The sequence below is a fragment of the Streptomyces sp. NBRC 110611 genome, assembly GCF_001590865.1.
Lineage (GTDB): Bacteria > Actinomycetota > Actinomycetes > Streptomycetales > Streptomycetaceae > Streptomyces.
Map to the genome: position 1 here is coordinate 1 of NZ_BBUY01000024.1, position 26,110 is coordinate 26,110.

Consider the following 26,110-nt stretch of genomic DNA (forward strand, 5'->3'; position numbering starts at 1 on the left):
GGCTCGGCGGCAGGCCGTCGCGATGCGTGGGCGCGAGTCGCGGCGCGACAGAGGAGGATTCGGTATGTCGATCCAGCCCGTCGACGTCGTCTACACCGCCGTCGCCACCGCTGAGAACGGCCGTGACGGCCGCGTCGCCAGCGACGACGGCAAGCTCGATGTGGTCGTCAACCCGCCCAAGGAGCAGGGCGGTAGTGGCGCCGGCACCAACCCCGAGCAGCTTTTCGCGGCCGGTTACAGCACCTGCTTCCAGGGTGCGCTCAGCGTCGTCGCCCGCCGGGAGAGTGTGGATGTCTCGGGCTCCCGGGTGACGGCGAAGGTCGGTATCGGCAAGACTCCGGACGGCGGTTTCGGCCTCACCGTCCAGATCTCCGCCTTGATTCCGGATGTCGACCCGGCCACCGCCCAGAACCTGGTGGAGAAGGCACACCAGGTCTGCCCGTACTCCCGCGCCACCCGCGGCAATATCGACGTCACGGTGAGCGTCGCCTGATTCGTGGTTCAGGGGATCCGTGAATTCCCTGATTCGCTGACTACCGGTCGTCCTTGATCGTCTCGATCGGTTGCTGACCGGCTGTCTTGGCCGGTCGCTGATGGATGGCGCGTCGGTGCCAGGGGTCGCATCCCGTCATTGGGGTGCGGCCTCTGGCGGTCGCGGCGGTTGGTTTCCGCCGGGGTCGGCGCCCTCGGTGTGATGCGGGCCACCTGTACGGCGGCTTGACGCGCCCGCCGTGTAATCGATTTCGTAACCCCTGCACCTCTCACAAGAAAACGATTACAGCGCGATCGGACCGCGATCGGACAGAGTCGTCCGGCCCTCGGGCCTACCCGGTCGCATGGACGGAACGGCAGCGGGGCCATGGCGAACATCAAGGATGTGGCAGAGCGGGCAGGGGTCTCCGTCGCCACCGTCTCCCGGGTGCTCAATGGCCGCAGCCCGGTCGCCGAGACCCGTGAGCGGGTGCTCGCCGCCGTACGCGAGCTGGGCTACCGTCCCAACAACGTGGCTCGCGCACTGCGCACCGCACGCACCGGCGCGCTCGGCCTGATCATCAGCGACCTCACCAACCCGTTCTTCACCGAGCTGGCCGACGCGGTCGAGGACGCGGCCCGCGGCCTCGGCTACAGCTTGGTCATCGGCAATGCCGGTGAGCGCCCCGAGCAGCAGGACGGCTATATCCGCACCCTGCTGGACCGCCGGATCGACGGCCTGCTGGTGAGCTCGGCCGGTACCGGTTCGCCGATGCTCAGCGAGGTCGTCGCCTCCGGTACCCCACTGGTCCTGCTGGACCGCACCGTGCCCGGCGTCGACGCGCCCTGTGTCCGCACCGACGGCCGCGCCGCGCTCACCGAACTCGCCGCCCGGCTGGCCGCGCTCGGCCGCCGCCGACCCGCGGTCATCGTCGCCCCGGCCGGCACCCCCACCGGCGACGAGCGCCTCGACCTCTTCCGGACGGCGCTGGCCGCCCATGGCCTCACCCTGCCCGACGAACGCGTCGGCGCCTCCCTCGACCTCCAACCCGCCGGCGGCCGCCGGGCGATGAGCGACTTCCTCGATCTGCCCGAGCCGCCGGACGCGGTGCTGGCCACCGACAACCTGATGGCGCTCGGCGCGCTGGACGAGCTCCGCGCCCGCGGGCTGCGGGTCCCTGACGACATGGCGCTGGTGGTCTACGACGACGTGCCGTGGTTCGCGCACACCGATCCGCCGCTGACCGCCATCGCCCAGCCCACCCGCGAACTGGGCCAGGCCGCCGTGCGCACTCTGCTGGAACGGATCGAGGGCCGGCCCGCGGAGTCCGTGCTGCTGCCGGCCCATCTCATCACCCGTCGTTCGTGTGGCGGACAGCTACCGCCGGAAGCGCCGCCGGGCCCTTGAATCACCACCGCCTCCTGAAGCATCACCGGCTCACTGAGGCTCCTTCGACTCCGTCGGAGGCACACCGAACCGCGCACCACCGAGCACGCCAGCCGAAGAAGGGCAGTCCAGGAAGAAGACAGTCCAAGAAAGCAGCCCGAGAAGTAGACCGAGAAAGCAGCCCGAGAAGGCCAGTTGAAGAACGGCACCCTTGAAGAACGGCACCCTGAGTAGAGCTTGAGCAGCTTGAGGAGAGAGGGGCAGCGCATGACCGGCGTCAGCGACGACGTACCGGGCGGCCGCGAACTGCTGCGTGTGGAGGGCGTGACGAAGTCGTTCCCGGGCGTCCGCGCCCTGGACGGTGTGGACCTCAGCCTGCGCACCGGCGAAGTGCATGTCCTGCTCGGCGAGAACGGCGCGGGCAAGAGCACCCTGATCAAGATGCTCTCCGGTGCGCATCGCCCGGACGCGGGAAGGATCCTCGTGGCGGGCGGACGGCCCGGACGACCCGGACGGGCCAGTTCCGGCCGTGGTCTGCACGAGGTGCACCTCCGCGCCGCGCAGGACGCCGAGCGCCTCGGTATCGCCACCATCTACCAGGAGTTCAACCTCGTCCCACGCCTTACCGTCGCGGAGAACATCTTCCTGGGCCGTCAGCCGCGCACCGCGCTCGGCCTGGTCGACAAGAAGACCATGCGGGCACGGGCCGCCGAGCTGCTCAGGCGGGTACGCCTCGACGTCTCCCCTGACACGCCGGTGGCGGAACTGGGCATCGCCCGCCTCCAGATGGTCGAGATCGCCAAGGCGCTGAGCCTGCGGGCACGCGTGCTGATCATGGACGAGCCGACCGCGGTGCTCACCTCCGAGGAGGTCGAGACGCTCTTCGCGATCGTCCGCGAGCTGCGCGATGCCGGTGTCGGGATCATCTTCATCACCCACCACCTGGAGGAGATCGGGGCGCTCGGCGACCGGGTCACCGTCCTGCGCGACGGCCGATCCGTCGCCGAGGTGCCCGCCGGTACCGACGAGGACGAGCTGATCCGCCTGATGGTCGGCCGGGAAATCGCCGAGCAGTACCCGCGGAAACGGCCCGGCGTTCCTGGCGCGCCACTGCTGCGGGTCCGTGGTCTGACCCGTAACGGGACGACCTCCGGGCCGGTCTTCGAGGGCATCGACTTCGAGGTACGGGCCGGTGAGGTGGTGGGGCTGGCCGGACTGGTCGGCGCGGGCCGTACCGAGGTTGCCCGGGCCGTCTTCGGGGTGGACCGTTATGACGCCGGTACGGTCGAGATCGACGGCCAGGAGCTGGCCCGCGGTGATGTGCGCGCCGCGATGCGCGCCGGTCTCGGCCTTGTGCCGGAGGACCGTAAAGGCCAGGGGCTGGTCCTGGACGCGTCCCTCCAGGACAACCTCACGCTCGCCCGCCTCGACCGTGACACCCATGGCGGGCTGGTGGACCGCCGTGCCCAGCGACGCCGGGCGGCTGCCGTCGCCGAGCAGCTGACGGTGCGGATGAGCAGTCTGGCGCAGCACGCCCGGACGCTCTCCGGTGGCAACCAGCAGAAGATCGTCATCGGCAAGTGGCTGCTGGCGGACACCAGACTGCTGATCCTCGACGAGCCCACGCGCGGTATCGACGTCGCCGCCAAGGTCGAGATCTACCAGCTCATCAACGAGCTGACGGCGTCCGGCCGCGCGGTGCTGATGATCTCCAGCGATCTGCCCGAGGTGCTGGGCATGAGCGACCGGGTGCTGGTGATGTCCCAGGGCCGGCTGACCGGCGAGCTGTCGGCCGAAGAGGCCACCCAGGACGCGGTGATGGAGCTCGCGCTCCGTTCTCCGGGCAGTACGACCAAGGGCGGCGACACCTACGAGAGCGTGAGGGAGGGCTCCGATGTCCGGTGAGATGGGTGGGACAGGTGGGATAGGCGGGGGAGGTGGGATACCCACCGGGGCCGGGGTGAAGAGCGGACCGGCCGCCGAGGTGGTGCGGCAGCCGGCAGGCCGGGAGGGGCCGGCGGCGTGGTTCTCCCGCGCGGTCCTCAGGAACGGTCCGCTCGGTGGTCTGATCGCCCTGGTCGTGGTGATGGCGGTGCTGTCCGCGGACTTCCTCAACGGACAGAACCTCCTCAACGTCGGGGTGCAGGCCTCGGTCACCGCGATCCTCGCCTTCGGCGTCACCTTCGTGATCGTCTCGGCCGGGATCGATCTGTCGGTCGGCTCGGTCGCCGCCCTCTCCGCCACCGTGGTCGCCTGGGCGGCCACCGGCGAGGGCCTGCCGGTCTGGGTGGCGGTGCTGCTCGGCCTCGCGGTCGGGGCGGCGGCCGGTCTGGTCTCCGGAGCGCTGGTCGCCTACGGCAAACTGCCCGCCTTCATCGCCACGTTGGCGATGCTCTCGGTCGCCCGCGGCCTTGCCCTGGTCATCTCCGGCGGCTCGCCGATCGCCTTCCCGGGGGCGGTCAGCCGGCTCGGTGACACCCTCGGTGGCTGGCTGCCGGTACCGGTCCTCGTCATGGTCGCGATGGGGTTGATCGCCGCGCTGGTCCTGGCCCGTACGTACACCGGACGCGCGATGTTCGCGATCGGCGGCAACGAGGAGGCGGCGCGGCTCTCCGGCATCGACGTCAAGCGCCGCAAGCTGGTCATTTACGCGCTGTCCGGCCTGTTCGCCGCGGTCGCCGGCATGGTGCTCGCGGCCCGGCTCACCTCCGCCCAGCCGCAGGCGGCCGTCGGCTACGAACTGGACGCGATCGCCGCCGTGGTGATCGGCGGGGCCAGCCTCTCCGGCGGCTCCGGCAAGGCGTCCGGCACCCTGATCGGCGCGCTGATCCTTGCCGTGCTGCGCAACGGCCTCAACCTGCTGAGCGTTTCGGCGTTCTGGCAGCAGGTGGCCACCGGACTGGTCATCGCGCTGGCGGTGCTGCTGGACACGCTGCGGCGCCGGAGCGCCCGATGAGCGCCCGGGGGAGGACGGGCGGCGGCGCGGGTACGAGCACGGGCGCGGGGGCGAGGACGGGGCCCCGGGCCAGGACGAGCGTCCCTACCGGGGCCGCCACCCCCGCCAGGGCCGCCACCCCCGCCACAGTCACCACCGTCGCCCCTGTCGGAGCGGCCACTCGGATGAGCTCGATGAGTTGGAGGAGCTCGATGAGTTGGAGGAGCCGGAGGAGCTGGAGAAGGACGGCGGCCCGGATCAGGGTGCCACTGGTGGCCGGGCTGGCCGCGACCCTCGCGCTCGTCCTGGCCGGCTGCGACCGCGGCGGCCACACCGACCTGGGCCTGGCGCTGTCCACGATGAACAACCCGTTCTTCGTCGGCATCAAGAAGGGCGCCCAGGCGGAGGCGGACGCCCGCGGGCTGCACATCAACATCACCGACGCGCAGAACGACCCCACCCAGCAGGTCAACCAGATGGAGACGTTCACCAGCCAGAACGTCAGGGCCGCCATCATCAACCCGGTCGACTCCGACGCCGCCGCCCCGGCCGTCGGTGTCGCCAACCGGGCGAAGGTACCGGTCATCTCCCTCGACCGCGGTGTCAACGGCGGTACGGTCGGCTCGGCCGTCGCCTCCGACAATGTCGCGGGCGGGCGGTTGGCCGCGAAGACGCTGGCCGAATCGCTCGGCGGCAAGGGCAAGGTGGCTTTCCTGGAGGGGCAACCCGGCACCTCCGCGGCCCGGGAACGCGGCCAGGGCTTCGAAGCGGGCATCAAGATGTATCCCGGTATCCAGGTGGTCGCCCGCCAGCCCGCCGACTTCGACCGTGCCAAGGGCATGGACGTGATGACCAACATGCTGCAGGCACACCGCGATGTCGCCGGGGTGTTCGCCGCCAACGACGAGATGGCGCTCGGCGTGGCCAAGGCGCTGGGCGGACGCTCGGGCAAGGACGTCAAGGTGGTGGCCTTCGACGGCACACCGGACGGCATCATGGCCGTCCGGGCCGGCACGCTCACCGCGACCGTCGCCCAGCAGCCGGAACTCCTCGGCAAGCTGGCCGTGGAGTGGGCGATGAAGGCCGCCCACGGTGAGAAGCTGCCGCAGCGGGTCAAGGTGCCGGTGGTGCTGGTGACGGCGGCGAACGCCGCGCAGTTCGACGCCGGATGACCAGCAGAAACAATAAGAACAACAAGCACGGCAACAACAAGCACGGCAACAACGACAAGAGCGGCGCGGCGACACCGAGCGCGCCGCGACGGACATGGGAGAACGGCGCATGTATGACGTCCTGGTGGTCGGCTCGGCCAACGCGGACCTGACGGTACGGGTCGAGCGGCGGCCCGGCGCGGGGGAAACCGTGCTCGGCACGGACCTGGTCGAGTCGGCCGGCGGGAAGGGCGCCAACCAGGCGGCCGCCGCGGCCCGGATCGGCGGGCGTACCGCACTGCTGGCGCGGGTCGGCGGCGACGCGTATGGCGAACTTCTGCTGCACGCCCAGCGCGAGGCGGGCACCGACGTCGCACCGGTCATCGTGGACGAGGCCGCCCGCACCGGCACCGCGATGATCATCGTCGACCCGGACGGGGACAACAGCATCGTGGTCTCGCCCGGCGCCAACGCCGCCCTCACGCCGGAGGACGTGGCCGCGGCGAAGGACACCATCGCCGCGGCCTCGGTGGTCTCCCTCCAGCTGGAGATCCCCATGGAATCGGTACGGGCCGCCGCGGCGGCTGCCGAGGAGGCCGGTACCCGGGTCGTCCTCAACCCCTCCCCGGCGCCCGCGAGCATGCTGGCGCCCGAACTCCTCGCGGTGGCCGACCCGCTGGTGGTGAACGAGCACGAGGCACGGCAGCTCTCCGGCCGGGCCGACGGCACGCCCGCCGAGTGGGCGCAGGCGCTGCGCGACCATGGCGCGCGCTCCGTGGTCGTCACCCTCGGCGGGGACGGCGCGCTGGTTCTGGACGCCTCCGGAGCCGCGGAGATCCCCGGCGTACGGGTCAAGGCGGTCGACACCACCGGCGCCGGCGATGCCTTCACCGGGGCCCTCGCCACCTGCCTTGCCCGCGGCGACGCCCTCCCCGCAGCGGCCCGCTTCGCCGTACGCGTCGGTGCCGCCGCCGTCACCAAGCCCGGAGCCCAGCCGTCCTACCCCACCCGCGCCGAGCTGGAGCTGCTGGCCCCGGAGGCACCACAGGACTGAACCCGGGCCCGCCACCGCCCCGGCGCACCCCACGTCAGTGGTCGGCCACCTCCTTCGGGCCGTACAGGGCGTGATCCGCGCCGGTCTCCAGCGCCCAGTAGCGGTCGCCGTAGGACCAGTGCCACCACTCGGTCGGGTAGTTGACCAGCCCGGCGGCCCGGAGTGCGGAGCCGAGTATCCGGCGGTGGGCACGGGCGGTGGGTGTCAGGCCCGGGGCGAGGTGTAGCAGGCGCCGTCGCTCGCCTCGGGGGAGGCATTGATCGGCGTTCCCATGTCGACGTGCCCGCCGTCCGTCGTGACGAGGGTGAGGTCCACGGCGCCGCCCGCGCTGTGCGGAGCGATCTCGGGCGGTGACACATAGCGGCCGGCGTCCTGACGGATCCGCGCCGCGTCCCGGTCGGGGTACGCGGCGCGCAGCTCGTCCGCGTACCGCTCGAAGTAACGGCGCTGGAGGGCCGGCGGGCGGTAGCCCTCGACGATCTGCAGCCGCAGTCCCTCCGGCAGTGACTCCTGCGCGGCCAGCAGCCGCCGCAGCACCCCCTTCCGCAGATGGGCGAACGCACCCCGTTCGTCCCTCCGGGCCTCCGCCACCAGCAGCCCGGGGGCCGCGGTGCGGATGTCCACCAGCGGTTCGTCGCACTCCGCGACCGGTATCGCCGCCACGGCCGGGTCCGTCATCAGCGTGATCCGGTCCTGGACGTCGGTCAGCACCAGCTCGGCGCCGCCCTCCGGGAGCGACGCCGCGTCGACGGCGCTCGCCACCCGCTCGCCGCCGGGCAGCCACGCACCGCTCAGGCCGCAGCCATACTCCCTGCCGCCTGCACCCATGCCGTTGGCGAGCACCACGTGCAGCCCGTGCTCCCGCGCCAGCTCTGCATACCGCTCCACGCGCTCCGGTTCGTCGTGGAAGGCGCTGGAGAGGTACACCCGACAGCCGTCCGCCGCGGCCCGGGCCGGCACATCGGGGAAGCTGCTGTCGCGGCAGGTGGCCAGCGCGAACCGGATCCCGCCAAGGGTGAAGCGGCCGTCGGAGCCACGCGGTGCGAAGACCTTGCCCTCCTCCTCGGATACATGGATCTTGTCGTAGCGGGTCAGCAGGGCGCCGTCCGGCCCGTAGACGAACGTGGCGATGGCCGGCCCGGTCCCGCCGTCGGCGGCGCGGCCCGCTGTGTTCACGACCGCCGCGACCCCGGCCGTCCGGCACGCCTCCCGTACGGGTGTCAGCCGGGCATCGTCGGGCAGCACCGACAGCCCGGCCGGATCGGCCGCTATCAGGTCCAGGTCGTAGTGCGTCAGGGCGAGTTCGGAGAACAGCACCAGGCCCGCACCGCGGTCGGCAGCCTCGGTGATGAGTGCGGCCATCCGCGCGGCGTTGGTCTCGATGTCCCCCGGTACGGGGCTGAACTGTGCGGCTGCGGCGATCATTTCTCCATGGTGCCCAAAATTGCCGCGCCGCGTGCGGGCCTGTGGATAACTGACGGCCGGGCAGCCGACATGCGGTCAGCCGTCCTTGTCACTCTCCTTGTCGCTGGCCGTGTCACTGGCCCTGTCACCGTGCTTGTCGACGCCCTCCCCGGCGGCCAGTGCGACGATCGTCCGCACCTGCTTGGTGATCGCCGTGCGGTTCGCCACGAAGACCGGGTCGGTGATCCGGCCGTCCTTCGGGTCGGTGTTGCCCGGGCCGAACTCCAGCACCGGAGTGTGCAGATGGCCACCCGGCAGCGAGGGCCGCCGTACTGCGTCGCGGAGGAGGGTCGCACGGTAGGCGATCTCATTGGAGAGGTAGTCCCCGCCGCCCCCGGCACGGGCGGTGGACCCCGGAGTCGGCCCGTCCGCCCGCTCGACCGGCTCGGTGCCACCCGCCGGGATCTCCGTGACGGTGGTGTGGTCGACGACCGGATACGGCCCGGTGGGGGCCGCTGTGATCCGTGCGTACGGCAGGGTGGTGGTCGTCCACTGCGGCTGCGGAGTCACCGTCGGCACGCCCGCCGGAACCGGCACGGTTTCGGTGCGGGATTCCCTGGCGTTGTCCGGATAGCCGCCCCGCCAGGCTCCGTTGGTCCGCTCGACATCGAACTGCCCGGGACGCCCCTGGCTGATCGTCGTGAACAGATCCACCTGCCGCGGCCCCCGCAGGAGGTGCGGCAGCAGCGTGTGCTCCACCGTGCCGCCGGCGAAATCCGCCCAGCGTACGGGGAAGACCGCGGCCTCGATCCGCGCCGTCCGCCCCGAGGCGGTACGCACCGTCGTCCCGTCCAGCGCGAGCGCCGCCGCGCCCGAGGGGTTGCTCCGCCGTGGGTCGGCGTCCAGCTGGAACGGGTCGAAGCCGGTCACCACGATCCGCAGCATGCGCTTGCCGGCCGGCAGTTCGATCGAATCCTGGCCCCGTGAGCCGCGCTCCAGCTTTCCCAGGAGGGAGTTGCGCCGGTCAGCGGTCAGGCGGAAGTCCGGCCGCCACTGCCGCAGCTCTTTGGTCATCCCCAGCCGCGCCCAGTACAGCGGCCGGTCGTCGTCCCGGCTCAGATCGCCGCCGTCCGGTCCGCGCCCCTGGGCCCGGTCCACAGCCCGCCGCCACAGCGCCCGGCCCTGGCCCTCGACATACCGCGCGGCCTCCGGATACGAGGTCACCTGCGCCAGGCCCCGCCCGAACTCCCGCGCCCAGCTGTCGAATCCGCTCCGCCGGAGGATCTCCCGTGGTGCGGCCTGCGACAGCCGACCCTCCTCCACGGTCTCCGCGGTGCCGCCTGATGTTCCTGCGGCGGCGGCCGGGGAGGGCGTGGAGAGGGACAGCGGGAGAGCGGCGGCCAGCGCGAGACCGAACGCGACCGGCTTGGTAGCTATATGTGTCATGGTGGCGAGTAAAGCGGCACACTCGGTAGGACGGTAGAGGGTTGGGCCACTTGCCCGGGGCACTTGCCCAGACCCCTCCGCCCAGATCCCTCTACCCGCGGCACGCTCTGCATGTCTCAGGAGGGCTGCACGCGCACATCGCCTCCGCTCGTCCGGGCCGTGACCTTGTGCGCGGACCGGGGGTCCGTCGGCACGGAGACCTTGCTGGTGCCGCCGCTCGTCGAGGCGTCCACGGCGTAGCTCCCCTTCGGGAGGCGGACGGTGACATTGCCTCCGCTGGTCCGCCCCTGGAAGTCGTCCGGCGCCTCGGACAGCGTGATGTCCACATCCCCGCCGCTGGTCCGCACCTTCCCCTTACGAGCCGTGGAGTCGGCGACGGTGATGTCACCACCGCTGGTATCCGCGTCGATCCGGCCGGCGGTTCCACGGACGGTGATGTCCCCGCCGCTGGTGCGCAGCTCGACCGAGGCGTCCCGGGGCAGCAGCACCCGGTAACCCACCTCGCACTTGCGCCCCATACCGCACTCCTCGGCCTTCAGCGTCAGCCGGCCGTCCTTGACGTCGTGCGACGGCGCGGGCTTCCGGTCGTTGTAGCGGTACTTCTCCGTCACCTTCACCGAACCGCCCGCATCTATCGGCACCACCTCGATGTCGCCGCCGTGCGTGGTCGCCGCGAGCGTGGTGACCTTCCCGTCCACGGTGTACGTACGCTGCGCCTCCTTCATCGGGCCGTAGCCCGACAGCGAGCAGCCGGTGAGCAGCGCGGTCAGCGCCGCACAGGGCAGAACGAGGTGGGAAGCGCGGAGGCGGGCCATGGTCAGGTACTCCCGAGGCAGGACGGTGAACGAAATCGGAACGGGGCCGATCGGAACGGACCGAACCGATCACAGATCATTTTCGGCCCTCGCGGCTCCGCCGTCGTCGCCGCAGGGTATGAGTTCCCCGTCACCGCACGGTATGACGCCCCCTGAGGGATGCCTTGGTCTGCCTGGGCGATGCCCACCGCCGGGGCGTAGGGGGAATCCCGGAGCGGACCCGAGCGGACCGGAGAGGACCGGAGAGGACCGGAGAGGACCGGAGCGGAAGGGCCTACGACCCTCCGCTACGACTCCTTACGGGTGATCGTCCGGAACGCCAGCTCCGCCAGCTGTTGCTGGCCGCCGGTGCCCGGGTGGAACCAGTCCCAGGTGCTCAGCTGCCGGCCGGTGAAGCGGTAGTCGAAGACCGACCCGTCGAACCGGCACAGCGGGTCCTTGCCGCACACCTCCGCCAGTGCCGCGTTGTACGCCATCACCCGCTCGCGCACCGCCGTCCGCCGGTCCTGGGCGGCCTTCGTCAGATCGTCCGGATCGCTCAGCATCGACCCGCAGACGCCCAGCTTCCAGACCTCCTTGCCGAGCGGGTTCTTGCGCCCCTCGGACCACAGCCGCAGCAGATCGGGCACCGCCGCGACATAGACCTGGGTGCGCGGCAGGGCGCGCCGCAGTTCCTTCAGGGACCGTGCGAAGTCGGTGCGGAAGGCGGCCGCCGGGGTCATCGCCCCCACGGTGCGCCGGCAGGCGTCGTTGGCGCCGATCAGGACCGTGACCAGCTCGGGCTTCCGCGCGGCGGCCGCGGAGACCTGGCCGGGCAGATCGCTCATCAGCGCGCCGGTTCTGGCGAAGTTCCAGCTCTGCGCGGCGGGGCGGTCGAGCAGCCGCCGGGCGAGGCTGTTGACCTTGGGGTCGGTACCGGTGGCCCAGGAGACCTCGGGGCAGTCGGCGAGCACCGTACAGGCGTCGAAGCCTACGGTGATCGAATCGCCGAGTGCCGCGATCGAGCCGGGGTCGGTGCGCCAGACGGCGGCCGGTTTGGCCTGACGTCCGGAGGACGCGCCGGGCTGTGGGCCGGATGCGCCGTCGGCGCCACAGGCGGTGAGGGCGGTCAGCAGGGCGGCAGTGGCGGCAGCGGTGGCAGTGGCGGTGACGGAGCGTGAGGTTCGGCGGCCGAAGCGGTGGCGCAGGGCGCGAAAGGGGCGGTTGATCTGCGTCATCCCCTGTCCCCTCCGGCGTGCGAGTGATATCTCTTCAGGTGCCGACGGTACGTCACTCTCGCCACCGGCGCCGCGCGATAGCTTTGCCCCGTGCCTGCCGGGCGGTGACCCAGAGGGCATGTGCGGTCGGCACGGACACATGGCATCGCGTCATTTCCTGTCCCTTTTGCGGCAAATTCCGCCTGATGGTGTTTACTGTAGGTCACCTCGCATGCTGGTGCCGAAGTGATCACTGGGGCAGAATGACACCTGTCCCGGCCGCAACCGGAACGGGCACGAGGCCGCTGGGGAAGGCGAACCTCGAACCGCACTGGAGGTCCCGGTGACGACACGTGGAGTTCTGTACGTCCACTCCGCTCCGCGCGCGCTGTGCCCGCACGTCGAATGGGCCGTGGCGGGCGTCCTCGGTGTGCGCGTCAATCTCGACTGGATCCGGCAGCCGGCGGCTCCGGGCACCTGGAGAGCCGAGTTCTCCTGGCAGGGCGAGGCCGGTACGGCGTCCAAGCTGGCCTCCGCACTGCGCGGCTGGCATCTGCTGCGCTTCGAGGTGACCGCGGAACCGTGCGCCACCGCGGAGGGCGAGCGCTACAGCTCCACCCCCGACCTGGGCATCTTCCACGCCGTCACGGGCATCCACGGCGACATCCTGATCCCCGAGGACCGGCTGCGGGCCGCGGTCGCCCGCTCCGCGCGCGGCGAGACCGAGCTGGCCGCCGAGGTCGCCAAGCTGCTCGGCAAGCCCTGGGACGACGAACTCGAGCCGTTCCGCTACGCCGGCGAGGGCGCCCCCGTGCGCTGGCTCCACCAAGTCGTTTGAGAAGCCAGGCGCCCGTGCGCTGCCTCCACCAAGTCGTATGACGCCGGACGGGCCACCCGTCCCAGGACAGCACGAGGGCCCGCCCGGTGACGAACACCGGACGGGCCCTCGGCGCAGATGTCAGACCGTACGGAAGGCGAGCACGACGTTGTGGCCGCCGAAGCCGAACGAGTCGTTCAGCGCGGCGATTGTGCCCTCGGCCGGCAGCTTGCGGGGCTCGTCGCGGACGATGTCCGCGTCCACCTCCGGGTCGAGGTTCTCGACGTTGATCGTCGGCGGGGCGACACGGTGGTGCAGCGCCAGGACCGTGGCCACCGTCTCGATACCGCCCGCACCGCCCAGCAGATGGCCGGTCATGGACTTCGTGGCGGAGATCGCCATGTGGTTGACGTCGTCGCCGAAGACCTTGCGCAGCGCCTTCAGCTCGGCCAGGTCGCCCTGCGGCGTGGAGGTGGCGTGCGCGTTGACGTGCACGATGTCGGAGGCCTTCAGGCCGGTGCCGTCCAGGAGGTTCTGCAGCGCGTGCGCGATACCGGAAGGCTCGGGGGCGACGATGTCGTGGCTGTCGGAGGACAGGCCCTGGCCGATGGCCTCGGCGTAGACCTTCGCACCGCGCTTGGCGGCGTGCTCGGCCGACTCCAGGACGACGACGCCGGCGCCCTCACCGAGGACGAAGCCGTTGCGGTCGACGTCGAAGGGCCGCGAGGCACCCTGCGGGTCGTCGTTGTTCTTCGTCATCGCCATCATGTTGCCGAACGCGGCGATCGGCAGCGGGTGGATCGCCGCCTCCGTACCACCGGCGACCACCACGTCCGCCCGGCCGCTGCGGATCATCTCGATCGCGTAGCCGATGGCCTCGGAACCGGAGGCGCAGGCGCTGACCGGGGTGTGCACACCGGCGCGGGCGCAGAGCTCCAGGCCCACATTCGCGGACGGGCTGTTGGGCATCAGCATGGGCACGGTGTGCGGGGAGACCCGGCGGGCGCCCTTCTCCCGCAGGTTGTCGTACTGGCTGAGCAGGGTCGTCACACCGCCGATACCGGAGGCGATGACCGCGCCCAGACGCTCGGGAACCACGGTGGGGTCCTCGCCGGCCTTGGCGGTGAAGCCGGCATCCGCCCACGCCTCACGGGCCGCGAGCAGCGCGAACTGCGCCGAGCGGTCCAGCTTGCGGGCCAGCGGACGGGGCAGGACCTCTGTCGGGTCGACGGCCGCCTGGGCGGCGATACGGACAGGCAGCTCGGCAGCCCAGTCCTGGGTGAGGGCGCTGACACCGGAGCGTCCGGCGAGCAGGGCCTCCCAGGTCGAAGCGCTGTCGCCACCCAGCGGTGTGGTTGCGCCGATACCGGTGACGACCACGGTGCGATTGGTCGCGTTCACGGGAATTCTTACTCCACGGGTAGAGGGGTCTGAATCGACGGCGCCACCGCGGGGTGGCGACATGCGCAGGAGCTGGATCAGCTCTGGTGGTCGAGGATGTACTTGGTCGCGTCCCCGACGGTCTTGAGGTTCTTGACGTCGTCGTCCGGGATCTTCACGCTGAAGCGCTCTTCAGCGGCGACGACGACCTCGACCATGGACAGCGAGTCGACGTCCAGGTCGTCGGTGAAGGACTTGCCCTCCTGGACGTCCTCGGTGGGGATCCCGGCGATCTCGTTCACGATCTCGGCGAGACCGGCGATGATCTCTTCCTTCGTGGCGGCCATGATGGCGCTCCTTCGGTCTTTTCTAGGGGGAACTGCGTTACTTGGGATGAGGATCCGTGCGGTGGCTGGCACGTCCGAAGACGTCCGGTGCTGCGTAGATCTTGCCCTAGGGGAGGGTAACGACCGTCGCGGCGTAGACGAGACCCGCCCCGAAGCCGATGACCAGCGCGGTGTCGCCGCTCTTGGCCCGTCCGGTCGCCAACAGCCGCTCCATGGCGAGCGGAATGGAGGCGGCCGAGGTGTTGCCGGTGGTCTCCACATCGCGGGCGACCGTCACGCTCTCCGGCAGCTTCAGAGTCTTCACCATCGAGTCGATGATCCGCATGTTGGCCTGGTGCGGAATGAAGACGTCCAGGTCGTCCGGGCTGACTCCGGCCACGTCCAGCGCCTGCTGGGCGACCTTCGCCATCTCGAACACCGCCCACCGGAAGACCGCCTGGCCCTCCTGGGTAATGGCGGGGTACCGGATCTCCTCCTGAGCCGGGCGGCTTTCGGGGCCGTCGCCTCCGGGGAGCGGGGTGGGGCGGTAGACGTCCCAGCCGAGGGTCTGCATGATCGTCTCGGACTTGTCGCCCTCCGAGCCCCACACGGTCGGGCCGATCGCCGGCTCCTTGGCCGGGCCGACGATCACCGCGCCGGCACCGTCGCCGAAGAGGAAGGCCGTCGCACGGTCCTCCAGGTCGGTCAGGTCCGAGAGCCGCTCGACGCCGATGACCAGGACGTGCTCCGCGCTGCCCTCGGTCACCAGGCCCTTGGCCAGGGTCAGTCCGTAGCCGAAGCCGGCGCAGCCCGCCGAGATGTCGAACGCGGCCGGCTTGCCGGCACCGATGCGGTGCGCGATCTCGGTCGCGATGGCCGGGGTCTGCTTGAAGTGCGAGACGGTGGAGACGATCACCGCGCCGATCTGCTCGGGCGTGATCCCGGCGTCCGCGATCGCCTTGCCGGACGCCTCGATCGCCATCGTCGCGACGGTCTCCTCGGGGCCCGCCCAGTGACGGGTCGCGATGCCGGACCGCGAACGGATCCACTCGTCGGACGAGTCGATGTGCTTGAGGATCTCCTCGTTGGGCACCACACGGGTCGGGCGGTAGCCGCCGACGCCCATGATCCGCGCGTACGGGGCGCCCTGCGAGGGCTTGATCTTCGAGGTCATGCGCTTGCGACTCCTATTCGGCCGGTGCGGAGCCCGCAGCGGCATCGGCTGACGCCGTCTCGGCGATCAGGGCGCGGGCCGCGTCGAGGTCGTCCGGCGTCTTGAGGGGGAGCGTCTTCACGCCGGGCAGTGCGCGCTTGGCCAGGCCGGTGAGCGTGCCGCCCGGGGTGGCCTCGACGAGCGCGGTGACGCCGAGCTCCTTGAAGGTCTCCATGCACAGGTCCCAGCGCACCGGGTTGGCCACCTGGCCGACCAGCCGACGCACCAGTTCCTGCCCGGAGGAGACCAGCTGACCGTCCTTGTTGGAGACGTAACGGGTGTGCGGATCGGCGACCGACAGCTGGGTGGTCGCGGATTCCAGGGCCGAGACGGCGGGTGCCATGTGGTGAGTATGGAACGCGCCCGCCACCTTCAGCGGTACGACCCGGCGCGTGCCCTCCGGCTTGTCCTCGACCAGCGCGGCGATCTGCTCGGCGGTGCCCGCGGCGACGATCTGGCCGGCGCCGTTGACGTTCGCCGGGGTCAGGCCCAGCCGCTCCAGGTGCGGGAGGACGACGTCCGCGTCGCCGCCCAGCAGCGCGGCCATACCGGTCTCGCTGACCGCGGCGGCCTCGGCCATCGCCAGGCCACGGCGGCGCACCAGCCGCATCGCGGCCTCGTCGGAGAGGGTGCCGGCCAGTGCGGCGGCGGCCAGCTCACCGACGCTGTGGCCGGCCGTGGCGCCGACCTGCGCGGCGACGTCGGCGTCCGTCGCGAACAGCTGACGGCTGGAGATCAGCGCGGACGCCACCAGCAGCGGCTGGGCCACCGCGGTGTCGCGGATCTCCTCCTCCGTCGCCTTCGTGCCGTAGTGGACGAGGTCCAGGTCGATGGCGTCCGACCAGGCGCGGAGCCGGTCCTCGACACCGGGGAGGTCGAGCCAGGGGGTCAGGAAGCCGGGCGTCTGAGCGCCTTGGCCGGGAGCGACGAGTACGAGCACCCTCACACTCTCTCTTGTGGGTGGTTCCGCCCGCCCGTGGGGACAGGGACGAAGAACCATCGGGGGAATTGTCGGTCTCCAACAAAAGTCTAGGGTTGGGCGTCTCCAGCAGCCAGGCGCCCCAGAATCAGCGCGATACGCAGCGTAAACGCCGAGCGCACATCGGACGGTGACCATCCGGTGACGTCAGTCACACGACGGAGCCGATAGCGCACGGTGTTGGGGTGGACGAACAGCATCCGGGCGGCGCCCTCCAGACTGCTCGCCTGTTCCAGATAGACGCTCAGGGTCTCCAGGAGCGCCGATCCGGCCTCCTCCAGCGGTCTGTAGATCTCCTCCACCAGCTGCTCCCGCGCGACCGGGTCCGAGGCCATCGCGCGCTCCGGCAGCAGATCGTCCGCGAGCACCGGCCGGGGGGCGTCCGGCCAGGCGGCACACGCCCGCAGCCCGGCCGCCGCGGCCTGCGCGGAGCGGGTCGCCGCCAGCAGATCGGAGACGACCGGGCCGGCCACCACGGGACCGGCGGCGAACGGGCCGATCAGCGCCTTCGCCGCCTTGAGCGGATTGTCCGAACCGCCCGCGATCACCACCAGGCGGGAGCCCAGCACACCGGTCAGCACCTGGAGCTTGGCGTGCCGGGAGGCCCGCCGGATCGCCTCCACGGTCAGCTCGCTGTCCCCGTCCGGCGCGGTGCCGAGCACGACACACACATGTTCCGGCGAGTTCCAGCCCAGCGCCGCGGCGCGGGAGACCGCGCCCTCGTCCGCCTCCCCGGACAGCACCGCGTTGACCACCAGCGACTCCAGCCGGGCGTCCCATGCCCCGCGCGCCTCGGCGGCCTGCGCGTACACCTGGGCGGTGGCGAAGGCGATCTCGCGCGCATAGACCAGCAGCGCCTCGCGCAGTACCGACTCATCGCCCGGGGCGGCCACGTCGTCGATCGCCGCCTCCATGACCTCGATGGTCGTACGGACCATCTCCACGGTCTGGCGCAGGGTGATCGCCCGGGTCAGCTCGCGCGGCGCGGTGCCGAAGACATCGGTACTGATCGCCTGCGGGGTCTCCGGATGCCGGAACCACTCGGTGAAGGCGGCGATGCCCGCCTGCGCCACCAGGCCGATCCAGGAACGGTTCTCCGGCGGCATCGCGCGGTACCACGGCAGCGTGGCGTCCATACGGGCGATGGCCGCGGCGGCCAGCTTGCCGGACGAGTTCTCCAGGCGCCGGAGAGTCGCGGAGTGCGGGTGCGCGTCGCGCGATGAGGGTTCAGACACGGGACAAGCCTGCACTATCGGGGCGGGGAGGTCAGGGGGCGGGGGCTACCGTGGGCCCATGATTCAGGTGCGCAGGGGCGAGGAGCGCTATCGGGGCGGCGATCCGGACGTCGGGATCGAGTCACTGCACACATTCTCCTTCGGGCCCCACTTCGACCCGGACAATCTGCGCTTCGGTGCGCTGATCGCCTGCAACGAGGAGCGGCTGGCGGCCGGCGCCGGCTTCGACGAGCATCCGCACCGCGACACCGAGATCGTGACCTGGGTGATCGAGGGCGAACTGACCCACCGCGACACGGCCGGCCACGAGACCACGGTACGCCCCGGCGATCTCCAGCGGCTCAGTTCGGCCGGCGGTGTACGGCATGTGGAGCGCAACGCGGGCTCCGCGCCGCTGCGCTTCGTCCAGATGTGGCTGGCGCCCCGCTCGTGCCACCTCGGTGGTGAGCCGTCGTACGAGGTGGTGCGCCAGATCGCCGACGGCACCCCGTACGCGGTCCCGGCGGCCGGCGCTCTGCTCCATGTACGTCGCCCGGCCGCCGGCGACCGCACCGCCGTCCCGGCCGCCGCACGCGCCTACGTGCAGGTGGTGCGCGGTGCGGTACGGCTCGGTGACGCGCGCCTGGAGGCGGGCGACGCGGCGCGGATCGCCGACGGGCAGGGCCTGGAACTGACGGGGCTGGCGGCGGCGTCGGAGTGCCTGGTGTGGGAGATGGGCCCGGAGCCGGGACCGGGTCCGGCTCCTGAGTGAGCCGACTGCTGAGTGAGCCGGCTGCTTGCCCAGGCCGTTCGGGCCGTTCCGTCTGTCCGGGCCGTTCAGCGCGTCCGGGCTGTTCAGCCCGTTCAGGCCGAGCGTGCCAGCTCGTCCAGCACCGCGTCCGTCAGCTTCGGCCAGGCCTCGATCGCCCACGGCCCGAAGTCCCGGTCGGTCAGTGCCACACAGGCCGCCCGGGCGTCGGGGTCCACCCACAGGAACGTCCCGGACTGCCCGAAGTGCCCGAAGGTACGGGGCGAGGAACCGGAGCCCGTCCAGTGCGGCGACTTGCCGTCGCGGATCTCGAAGCCGAGCCCCCAGTCGTTGGGCTTCTGGTGGCCGTAGCCGGGCAGCACACCCGTCAGACCGGGGAAGACCACCTGGGTCGCCGCCGCCAGCGTCTGGGGTGCGAGCAGCCGCGGCGCCTGCAGCTCGGCCGCGAAGCGGATCAGGTCGGCGACCGTGGAGATGCCGTCCTTCGCGGGCGAACCGGGCAGTTCGGTGGCGTGCATCCCGAGTGGTGCCAGCACCGCCTCGTGCAGATAGCGCGGGAAGGGGATGTCGGTCGCCTTGGCGATATGGTCGCCCAGCGCCTCGAACCCGGCGTTGGAGTAGAGCCGGCGGGTGCCCGGTGCGGCCATCGTCCGCTGCTCGTCGAAGGCCAGCCCCGAGGTGTGCGCGAGGAGATGGCGCACCGTGGACCCTTCGGGCCCGGCCGGCTCGTCCAGCTCGATCGCCCCTTCCTCGATGGCCAGCAGTGCGGCATACGCGGCCAGCGGCTTGGTCACCGACGCCAGCGGGAACCGGTGGTCCAGGGGCCCGTAGGACCCGGCCACCACCCCGTCGGCGCGTATGACGGCGGCCGCGGCGGTGGGCACCGGCCAGTTCTCGATCATCCGGAGGCTCTGCATGCCCCGAGCCTAACCGTCCTGGACTTTCCCAAGATTCGGTCAAGTCTGCGCGTGATCGCCGCTTGCTTGGAGTGCGCTCGAAGTCTCTAGCGTTGACGACGTCGAGGGACGGCAGGGGTACAGCCGAGGGACAGCTGACGCAAGGGCCGGGAGAGAACCGGCGTAGCAGGGGAGACGGGGCATGACGGTGACGCAGTACGAACCGGTGACGAGCGGCGTGGCCATGGCCGGTGAACCGCCGGTGGACCACTGCGGCGTCGCGCCCACGCATCCACGCCCGGCCGGCCGTGACCGCTACACCATCAGCGAGGTCGCGGAGTACACCGGCCTCAGCGCGCACACCCTGCGCTGGTACGAGCGGATAGGCCTGATGCCCCATGTGGACCGTACGCACACCGGGCAGCGCCGTTTCACCAACCGCGATCTGGACTGGCTGGGCCTGGTCACCAAGCTGCGGCTGACCGGAATGCCGGTCGCGGACATGGTCCGCTACGCCGAACTGGTGCGGCAGGGGGAGACCACCTTCGCCGAGCGTGAGCAGCTGCTGACCGCGCACCGCGAGGACGTGCGGCAGCGCATGGCCGAGCTCCGGACCACGCTGGACGTCCTCGACCACAAGATCGGGATCTACGCCGACGCCCGCCGGGAGTCCGAGAGGTTCTGATCGCCGGCGCCCCTCCAGGGCGACCGGACTCACGCCAGCCCCAGTGCGAAGAGGGCGAAGCAGGCGGCCAGGACGGCCGCGAGTGCTCGCCGGGCCCGGGGGACCCCGGTCCAGGGCGCCTCGAAGCGGCGCGCGGTGCGGCTGATCAGGACGAGTGCGGCGGCGAACAGCGGCAGCCAGGCGAGCCGGGCCGCGAGCCAGCCGAGCGTGACCGGTGCGGCGGTCAGCCCGGCCACCGGCTCCAGGAACGAGGCCGGCACGGCCACCGCCAGCATCGCCGTCTGGTGCCAGCACAGGATCGTCATCGCCGACAGGTTGATGATCACGACCGGCGCCCACAGCCCGGGCCGGCGCAGGATCCGCGCGAGCCGGTCGTGGAGCAGGATCGCGGCGCCGGACTGCGCCGCGGCCAGCGCCGGCACCAGTAGCGACGGCGGATGGGAGTTCGTACGGTCCTGGCCGGGGACGCCGACCATGCTCGTCGGGTAGTGGAAGAACACCAGCAGCGCCGCGAACAGCGCGGCGCCGCCGAGCAGCAGCACCCAGGCCGCGCGTCGGCCGAGCCGCCGCTCGCCCCAGGAGACCCCGAGCTGATACCCGAACATCCAACCGGGGAGCAGGTTCAGCAGGCTCAGCCAGGAGGGCATGGCGTCCGCGAACGGGCCGTAACGCAGCGAGTCCACCACCGCCACGACCGCCAGCAGCGGTGCCGCGGCCCAGGCGCCCATCCACCGTGCCGCACGGACGCAGTACGGCGTGAGCGCGGTGACACCCGCGTACACCCCGACGAACCACAGTGGCTGGATCACCAGCGTCGCCCCGGTCCGCAGCGTCGCCTCCGGCACCCCCAGGCCGTGCAGCAGGGGGAGCAGCACCGCCCATACAGCCGTCACGCCGAGCACCGGCCGCCCCAGCCGGACCAGTCGGCCGCGCACCCAGCCGCCGGCGGAACCGCCCCGTGCGAGGGCGCGCCGGTAGGACAGCACCGACGCGTAGCCGCCCACCAGAAAGAAGATGCCGAGCATCTGGAACACCCAACTGGCGGGCGAGAGACGGCCGAAGGAGGTCAGCAGGCTGGCGTTGTGCAGTGCGCCGTCGGTGTCGAGGGTGAAGCCGCCGATCAGCCAGTGACCGGTGGGCACGGCGAGCAGGGCCAAGGCGCGCAGCCCGTCGATCGCCCGGTCGCGGTCCGCGGGGGTGCGGTTGTCGAGGGTGCGGACCGTCTTCCGGGCCGCGTCTCTGAGCGGCGCGAGGAGTGCGGTGTCCATGAGGCGTCCTTGAGTTCGTGGAACCGGCGGATGAACCAGTGGATGAACAGGCGGATTTCGCGGCACCGGCGGATGCGGGGCGTCGGGGCGTCGGGGGCCGGCCGGAAGGTCGGTGTCAGCGCACGTCGCCGTAGCGGCCCAGCACGATGGCCGCGAAGTTCCGCAGGGAGTCCGTACCGGGGGCGAGGTAGCCGGTGTGGCCCTCGGCCCGCTCGGCGGACACCCGGCGGGCGCCGAAGGCGGGGTCGGTCGGATCCGTGCCGTGGCCCAGGCCCAGCAGTTCGACGTTCGGGATGTTGCCGATCCAGTCGGACGCGTCGCGGGCCGCCCAGACCCGCGCCGTGGTGTGCAGGTCCGCCACGCTGTCCCGGCGTATACCGGGGGAACCGAAGACCACCAGGTCGGCGAGGGCGCCGCGGTCCAGTTGCGGTACCGCCAGCCCGCAGACCACCGAGCCGTAGCTGTGGCACAGCACGGCGGGCGCCGGCGCGCCGACGGCCGTCAGCCCCGTCAGCAGGCGGACCAGCCGTGGCGCACCGGCCTCGGCGAGCCGGCCGGTGGCGGCGTCCGGACCGAGACCGACCGGAGTGGTGTACCCGGCCCAGGCGATGACCGCGGTACGGGTCCCCGGTGCGTCGGCTGCCAGCTGGGTACGCAGTGACCCGGCCATCCCGGCCGGTGTGCCGTACCGGTCCGTGGTGCGGTCGAACGAGGCCAGGTCGATGTCCGAGCCGGGGACGATCACCGCGGTGCGCTGTGCGGTTGTCAGGTCACCGTGGACCTCGGCCACTTGGCCTCGGCCGCGCGGGTCGAAGGCGAGGATCTGGCGGCCGGGGGTGAGCAGTGCGGTGCAGCGGTCGGCGGCCGTCCGGGCCCTGCGGTGGTCCTCCGGGGTGCCGGCCGGGTCGGTGGCGCGGGCCAGCTGACGGTCCCGTTCCGCGGTGATCGCACGGGAGTTGGCCTCGTACCGCAGGGTGACCGGCGCGCCGTCGAGGTTTCCCACGGTGAGCGGATGCCGGACGGCGAGAGAGTGCCGCTGGGCGTCGGTCAGCGAGGCGAAGAAGCGGGCGACATCGGCCGGGCGTGTGGTCGCGGGGTCGGGCAGCCGCACGCCGAGTGACTGGTCGGCGCGCCAGGCGGCGGCACCGGGCGCGGGGCCGGTGACGGCGGTCTGCGTGGTCCCGGCGGCCCAGCCGCCGGTCCCGGCGACGAGAGCCGCCGCGAGCGCGGCGCCGACGAGTGTGCGCCTGCTGCGACGGACGGCGGTACGCAGCACGGACATGGTGGTGTCTCCCTCTCCCGTTGGTGTGGCGGAGGGAAACGTAGGGAGAAGGTGGATGACGCTGCGTCACACCCCGGAGCCAACTCCGGGGTGATACCGGGGTAGGGGGTGCGGCCCGCCCCTCGGCCCAGGAGGGGACGAGGGGCGGGGGAAGCGGCCAGGTAGGGGAGGTCGTCAGGGCGTGGCCGGCGTGGCCGGCGTGTACGGCATGTCCTACCGCTCCCCGGGCGATACGAGCCCCGACTCGTACGCGAAGATCACGGCCTGGGCCCGGTCCCGCAGTCCCAGCTTGGCGAGTACCCGGCCGATATGGGTCTTCACGGTCTGCTCCGCGACGATCAGTGCGTCGGCGATCTCCTGGTTGGACAGCCCGCGGGCGATCAGCTCCAGGACCTCGGTCTCCCGCGGGGTGAGGTCGTTCAGCCGTAGCGAGGTCCGGTCCTTGCGGGGGGTCGGCCGCCGACGGGCGAAGTCCGCGATCAGCCGCCGGGTCACGGACGGTGCGAGCAGCGCCTCCCCGGCCGCCACCACGCGGACCGCGGAGATCAGATCGGCCGGCGGCGCGTCCTTGAGCAGGAATCCGGAGGCGCCCGCACGCAGCGCCTCGTAGACGTAGTCGTCGACATCGAAAGTGGTCAGCATCAGGACCTTCGGCCGGTGGGTGACACCGGCCGGCGGGTCGAGCAGCTGCCGGGCCGCCTCCAACCCGTCCATCTCCGGCATCCGGACGTCCATCAGCACCACGTCGGGGTGTGTGCGCCGGCTCAGTGCCACACCCTGCACTCCGTCCGGCGCGTCGCCCACCACATCGATATCGCTCTGTGCGGCGAGCAGCGCGGCGAACCCCGCACGCACCATGGCCTGGTCGTCGACGATGATCACGCGCGTGGTCATAGCGGGTCGGAGTCCTTCGGGGAGAGAGGGGAGGCGGACGAGGGCGGTGGGGCGAGGGGCAGCAACGCGGCGACGCGGAAGCCGCCGTCGGGCAGCGGCCCGGTGTCGAGCGAGCCGTCCACCAGGCGCACCCGCTCCCGCATACCGATCAGACCATGGCCGGTTCCGGTGGTCTCCAGAGGCTCGGACGGCGCGGGCGGCGCGGAGTTGACGACCAGTACCGTCAGCCGCGAGCCGTCCATCGACGTCATCACGGACACTCTGGTCCGCGCGCCCGGGGCATGCCGCACCACGTTGGCAAGCGCCTCCTGGACGATGCGGTACGCGGACAGATCCACGGCCGGTTCCAGCACCACCTGCTCCTCGGGCAGCGCCAACTCGACCGGCACACCGGCCCGTACCGTGCTCTCGACCAGCTTCGGCAGCATCTGGATCCCGGGCTGCGGGGCCTTCTCCGGACCGCCGTGCCGCTCCGTCTCCTCGCTGCGCAGCACCCCGAGCAGCCGCCGCATCTCCGCCAGCGACTCCCGCGCGGCCGACGCGATGGACCCGAACTCCTCCACGGCCTCCTGGGGGATCCCGCTGATCCGGTAGGGCGCGCTGTCCGCCTGGACAGTGATCACCGACATGTGATGGGCGACGACATCGTGCAGCTCACGGGCGATCCGGGTGCGCTCCTCCAGCAGCGTACGGTGGGCCCGCTCGGCCTCGCTGATGGTCTCCTGCTCGCGCAGCTTCCGCTGGGCGTCGCCCCGTTCCCGCAGTGTGGCGCCCATCAGCAGCACCACACCGGCCAGGACGAACATCACCACCCAGGTGCTCTGGACGCTGCGGGGGGCGGCCGTCTCCAGGAGGATGCCCGCCGCGCCGGTCGTCAGCCAGACGGCGGTCAGGGCGCGGCGGCGTTCCCGGAGGGACAGCGCCAGCATCAGCACGAGGTAGCCGACGACCGCCGTGGGCGTCCAGGGCCAGGCCCGCCCTATCACGCCGTCGTTGCCGAGGAGCGCCACGGCACCGACCACGTCCGCGGCGAAGATGATCCACCAGGCCTGCAGCGGACGGGTCACCGCGAGCAGCAGCGGCGCGGTCTGCGCGGTGCCCAGCACACCGGCCAGCGCACCGCTCATGCGGTATTCGTTGCCGAGGAGGGTGATGGTCGCCGGCAGCAGGACGAGCGTGAAGACGAACGCGACCAGGTACGGCAGGAGGCGGAGCCAGCGGCTTTGGACGCCGGCGAAGAGGGGCGTGCCGGGCTCGGTCGGGGTGCCGAGCTCGACGGCGAGGACGCGCAGTGCCTGGCGCGCGGCGCGCAGTACCCGGGCGCGGGCCGAGCCGCGCCCGTGGCCGGCGGCCGGTTCGGGCGGGGCCTCTGCGGGGGTGGGAGGTGATCCGTTCATCGCGAAGCCAATGTAAGCGGAGCCCGTCGGCGAGGCGTCATACCGGGGTGCGGGACCACGCCTCGTACCACGGTATGAGTCCCCGAGCGGCGCGGCGCGCCCGTCAGAGCTCCGCCAGGAGTTCCGCCTTCTTCGTGCTGAACTCGTCGTCCGTCACCAGCCCCGCGTCGTGCAGCTCGCCCAGATGCCGTATCCGGTCCGCGATGTCCGCCGGGTCCCGGCGGGGCTCGCCGGCCCGGCGGCGCACCGGCTCGTCCCGCGCCGGCTCCTCGCCCTCCGCGGCGCGGACGGCCTGTAGCACCGAGGCCGCGAACGGCAGCGACTCATGGACCGGGCCGTAGCCCAGTCCGAACACCACGGCGGCCGGGTCCTGGTCCGCCTCACCGGCCGCCGGCCCCGGGGCCTCGCGCTCCAGCAGCCGCAGATACCCGTTGAAGATCTCCGGCGAGCGCCACTCGACCCCGGCCAGCGCACCGACGGTGAAGGTCTGGTCACCGCGCTTCCACTTCGCGGACGACGCGCCTGTCCAGAACCAGCGGAAGGCGACCGAACTGCCGTCGAAGGATGCTTTGCCGTCGTACGCCTTGAAGTGCAGCGGCGGGTCCGGCGCGGCCACCAGATGGCGCTCGGCGGGCTCCTTCGCCGCCGGGCCGAGTGTGGTGCGCAGTTCGTCGGCGTAGTACTCGGCCAGCGTTCCGCGCTCGGCCGGCAGCACCAGCCGGTAGGGGTCGGCGTCGTCCTTGAGCTGGCCGTTCGCCACTTCCATCAGCGGATCGGCGCCCGGCCGGGGCACGGCGCGCAGCGCCACCGTGCCGCGTCTGCCCTCGGTCACCTCGACCGATGCCAACGCTTCGTACGGAATGCGTCGCTCGCCGAGCGCCTGGAACAGCTTCGGCCTGCGGATCCCCCGTTCGAAGCGGATGAGCACGGAGTCCGTGTCGAACTCCCAGACGGCGTGAAAACCGGCCAGTACATCACCCATGTGGCTCATCGTATGCGGGCGGTCGCCCGCCCGTCCCCCTTCCGGACATCTGGAAGGAACCTGTCGGAACCCCGCACGTCGCGCGGCGTGCCCTTCGGACGGCCGACGGCACGTCCGGCACTCGCCCCAGTCCCGTTGACGTCCGCGCC

21 protein-coding genes and 3 pseudogenes are annotated in these 26,110 nt (G+C 71.7%); 8 read left to right on the forward strand and 16 right to left on the reverse strand.

What is annotated here, in order from left to right; translation table 11 throughout:
* The first annotated feature begins 64 nt into the window (after positions 1-64).
* The 5 genes and pseudogenes from AZE13_RS30075 (at position 65) to AZE13_RS30100 (ending at position 6,998) form a co-directional block, all read left to right on the forward strand.
* Positions 65-493, forward strand: a complete 429-nt coding sequence (locus AZE13_RS30075; RefSeq protein WP_066939004.1) for an organic hydroperoxide resistance protein — start codon at positions 65-67, stop codon at positions 491-493.
* Between the two features lie 366 nt (positions 494-859).
* Complete coding sequence (locus AZE13_RS30080; RefSeq protein ID WP_066939007.1) at positions 860-1,879, forward strand: LacI family DNA-binding transcriptional regulator; 1,020 nt, start codon at positions 860-862, stop codon at positions 1,877-1,879.
* 246 nt (positions 1,880-2,125) lie between these two features.
* Complete coding sequence (locus AZE13_RS30085; protein WP_066939010.1) at positions 2,126-3,763, forward strand: sugar ABC transporter ATP-binding protein; 1,638 nt, start codon at positions 2,126-2,128, stop codon at positions 3,761-3,763.
* 79 nt (positions 3,764-3,842) lie between these two features.
* Positions 3,843-5,965: pseudogene (locus AZE13_RS38565) on the forward strand (substrate-binding domain-containing protein).
* 109 nt (positions 5,966-6,074) lie between these two features.
* Entirely contained in the window at positions 6,075-6,998 is a 924-nt protein-coding gene (locus tag AZE13_RS30100) for a ribokinase (RefSeq protein ID WP_066939014.1), read from the forward strand.
* A 34-nt stretch (positions 6,999-7,032) separates the two neighbouring features.
* On the opposite strand, the pseudogene AZE13_RS38570 reads toward AZE13_RS30100, so the two are convergent.
* The 5 genes and pseudogenes from AZE13_RS38570 to AZE13_RS30120 form a co-directional block, all read right to left on the reverse strand.
* A pseudogene (locus AZE13_RS38570) lies at positions 7,033-7,676 on the reverse strand (M15 family metallopeptidase).
* 258 nt (positions 7,677-7,934) lie between these two features.
* Positions 7,935-8,423: pseudogene (locus tag AZE13_RS38575) on the reverse strand (carbon-nitrogen hydrolase family protein); the annotation flags it as partial.
* 75 nt (positions 8,424-8,498) lie between these two features.
* Positions 8,499-9,848, reverse strand: coding sequence for a pyroglutamyl peptidase (locus AZE13_RS30110; protein WP_258528083.1), 1,350 nt, complete (start codon positions 9,846-9,848; stop codon positions 8,499-8,501).
* 116 nt (positions 9,849-9,964) lie between these two features.
* Positions 9,965-10,663: a DUF4097 family beta strand repeat-containing protein gene (locus AZE13_RS30115; protein ID WP_066939016.1), complete on the reverse strand. Its 699-nt coding sequence runs from the start codon at positions 10,661-10,663 to the stop codon at positions 9,965-9,967.
* Positions 10,664-10,950: 287 nt separating this feature from the next.
* On the reverse strand, positions 10,951-11,880 hold the full coding sequence (locus tag AZE13_RS30120; protein ID WP_066939018.1) for an SGNH/GDSL hydrolase family protein: 930 nt from the start codon (positions 11,878-11,880) through the stop codon (positions 10,951-10,953).
* A gap of 322 nt (positions 11,881-12,202) precedes the next feature.
* Between AZE13_RS30120 and AZE13_RS30125 the strand changes: the two genes are divergently transcribed.
* Positions 12,203-12,697, forward strand: a complete 495-nt coding sequence (locus AZE13_RS30125) for a DUF3145 domain-containing protein (protein WP_030068422.1) — start codon at positions 12,203-12,205, stop codon at positions 12,695-12,697.
* A 120-nt stretch (positions 12,698-12,817) separates the two neighbouring features.
* Here the strand turns inward: AZE13_RS30125 and AZE13_RS30130 are convergent, their stop codons facing one another.
* From AZE13_RS30130 to AZE13_RS30150, 5 genes are all read right to left on the reverse strand, one after another.
* Complete coding sequence (locus AZE13_RS30130) at positions 12,818-14,077, reverse strand: beta-ketoacyl-[acyl-carrier-protein] synthase family protein (protein WP_066939021.1); 1,260 nt, start codon at positions 14,075-14,077, stop codon at positions 12,818-12,820.
* Between the two features lie 77 nt (positions 14,078-14,154).
* Complete coding sequence (locus AZE13_RS30135) at positions 14,155-14,403, reverse strand: acyl carrier protein (protein WP_066939024.1); 249 nt, start codon at positions 14,401-14,403, stop codon at positions 14,155-14,157.
* A 106-nt stretch (positions 14,404-14,509) separates the two neighbouring features.
* On the reverse strand, positions 14,510-15,556 hold the full coding sequence (locus AZE13_RS30140) for a ketoacyl-ACP synthase III (RefSeq protein WP_066939027.1): 1,047 nt from the start codon (positions 15,554-15,556) through the stop codon (positions 14,510-14,512).
* Between the two features lie 13 nt (positions 15,557-15,569).
* Positions 15,570-16,535, reverse strand: coding sequence for an ACP S-malonyltransferase (locus AZE13_RS30145; protein ID WP_066939031.1), 966 nt, complete (start codon positions 16,533-16,535; stop codon positions 15,570-15,572).
* Between the two features lie 89 nt (positions 16,536-16,624).
* A complete protein-coding gene (locus tag AZE13_RS30150; RefSeq protein WP_066939034.1) occupies positions 16,625-17,809 on the reverse strand; it encodes a PucR family transcriptional regulator in 1,185 nt (394 codons plus the stop codon).
* A gap of 58 nt (positions 17,810-17,867) precedes the next feature.
* Between AZE13_RS30150 and AZE13_RS30155 the strand changes: the two genes are divergently transcribed.
* Positions 17,868-18,560, forward strand: coding sequence for a pirin family protein (locus AZE13_RS30155; RefSeq protein ID WP_066939037.1), 693 nt, complete (start codon positions 17,868-17,870; stop codon positions 18,558-18,560).
* Positions 18,561-18,652: 92 nt separating this feature from the next.
* Here AZE13_RS30155 and AZE13_RS30160 read toward each other — a convergent pair whose 3' ends face one another.
* The gene (locus tag AZE13_RS30160) at positions 18,653-19,474 is read right to left on the reverse strand and encodes a serine hydrolase domain-containing protein (RefSeq protein ID WP_066939040.1); all 822 of its coding nucleotides are present in this window, start codon (positions 19,472-19,474) and stop codon (positions 18,653-18,655) included.
* A gap of 181 nt (positions 19,475-19,655) precedes the next feature.
* On the opposite strand from AZE13_RS30160, the gene AZE13_RS30165 reads away from it, so the two are divergent.
* Entirely contained in the window at positions 19,656-20,138 is a 483-nt protein-coding gene (locus AZE13_RS30165) for a MerR family transcriptional regulator (protein WP_079124526.1), read from the forward strand.
* Positions 20,139-20,167: 29 nt separating this feature from the next.
* On the opposite strand, the gene AZE13_RS30170 is transcribed toward AZE13_RS30165, so the two are convergent.
* The 5 genes from AZE13_RS30170 to AZE13_RS30190 all read right to left on the reverse strand — a co-directional run bounded on the left by AZE13_RS30170 (position 20,168) and on the right by AZE13_RS30190 (position 25,961).
* A complete protein-coding gene (locus tag AZE13_RS30170; protein WP_066939043.1) occupies positions 20,168-21,406 on the reverse strand; it encodes an acyltransferase family protein in 1,239 nt (412 codons plus the stop codon).
* A gap of 115 nt (positions 21,407-21,521) precedes the next feature.
* A complete protein-coding gene (locus tag AZE13_RS30175) occupies positions 21,522-22,688 on the reverse strand; it encodes an alpha/beta hydrolase (RefSeq protein ID WP_066939046.1) in 1,167 nt (388 codons plus the stop codon).
* 213 nt (positions 22,689-22,901) lie between these two features.
* A complete protein-coding gene (locus AZE13_RS30180; protein ID WP_066939048.1) occupies positions 22,902-23,582 on the reverse strand; it encodes a response regulator in 681 nt (226 codons plus the stop codon).
* Positions 23,579-24,979, reverse strand: coding sequence for a sensor histidine kinase (locus AZE13_RS30185; RefSeq protein WP_066939051.1), 1,401 nt, complete (start codon positions 24,977-24,979; stop codon positions 23,579-23,581). The genes AZE13_RS30180 and AZE13_RS30185 overlap by 4 nt, the downstream gene beginning before the upstream one ends.
* A gap of 103 nt (positions 24,980-25,082) precedes the next feature.
* The gene (locus AZE13_RS30190; RefSeq protein WP_066939054.1) at positions 25,083-25,961 is read right to left on the reverse strand and encodes a DUF4429 domain-containing protein; all 879 of its coding nucleotides are present in this window, start codon (positions 25,959-25,961) and stop codon (positions 25,083-25,085) included.
* Between the last annotated feature and the right edge of the window lie 149 nt (positions 25,962-26,110).

Coding starts and splice junctions, on each gene's coding strand:
- AZE13_RS30075 (WP_066939004.1), top strand. CDS start 65: ATGTCGATCCAGCCCGTCGACGTCGTCTACACCGCCGTCGCCACCGCT.
- AZE13_RS30080 (WP_066939007.1), top strand. CDS start 860: ATGGCGAACATCAAGGATGTGGCAGAGCGGGCAGGGGTCTCCGTCGCC.
- AZE13_RS30085 (WP_066939010.1), top strand. CDS start 2,126: ATGACCGGCGTCAGCGACGACGTACCGGGCGGCCGCGAACTGCTGCGT.
- AZE13_RS30100 (WP_066939014.1), top strand. CDS start 6,075: ATGTATGACGTCCTGGTGGTCGGCTCGGCCAACGCGGACCTGACGGTA.
- AZE13_RS30110 (WP_258528083.1), bottom strand. CDS start 9,848: ATGACACATATAGCTACCAAGCCGGTCGCGTTCGGTCTCGCGCTGGCC.
- AZE13_RS30115 (WP_066939016.1), bottom strand. CDS start 10,663: ATGGCCCGCCTCCGCGCTTCCCACCTCGTTCTGCCCTGTGCGGCGCTG.
- AZE13_RS30120 (WP_066939018.1), bottom strand. CDS start 11,880: ATGACGCAGATCAACCGCCCCTTTCGCGCCCTGCGCCACCGCTTCGGC.
- AZE13_RS30135 (WP_066939024.1), bottom strand. CDS start 14,403: ATGGCCGCCACGAAGGAAGAGATCATCGCCGGTCTCGCCGAGATCGTG.
- AZE13_RS30140 (WP_066939027.1), bottom strand. CDS start 15,556: ATGACCTCGAAGATCAAGCCCTCGCAGGGCGCCCCGTACGCGCGGATC.
- AZE13_RS30155 (WP_066939037.1), top strand. CDS start 17,868: ATGATTCAGGTGCGCAGGGGCGAGGAGCGCTATCGGGGCGGCGATCCG.
- AZE13_RS30160 (WP_066939040.1), bottom strand. CDS start 19,474: ATGCAGAGCCTCCGGATGATCGAGAACTGGCCGGTGCCCACCGCCGCG.
- AZE13_RS30165 (WP_079124526.1), top strand. CDS start 19,656: ATGACGGTGACGCAGTACGAACCGGTGACGAGCGGCGTGGCCATGGCC.
- AZE13_RS30170 (WP_066939043.1), bottom strand. CDS start 21,406: ATGGACACCGCACTCCTCGCGCCGCTCAGAGACGCGGCCCGGAAGACG.
- AZE13_RS30175 (WP_066939046.1), bottom strand. CDS start 22,688: ATGTCCGTGCTGCGTACCGCCGTCCGTCGCAGCAGGCGCACACTCGTC.
- AZE13_RS30180 (WP_066939048.1), bottom strand. CDS start 23,582: ATGACCACGCGCGTGATCATCGTCGACGACCAGGCCATGGTGCGTGCG.
- AZE13_RS30185 (WP_066939051.1), bottom strand. CDS start 24,979: ATGAACGGATCACCTCCCACCCCCGCAGAGGCCCCGCCCGAACCGGCC.
- AZE13_RS30190 (WP_066939054.1), bottom strand. CDS start 25,961: ATGGGTGATGTACTGGCCGGTTTTCACGCCGTCTGGGAGTTCGACACG.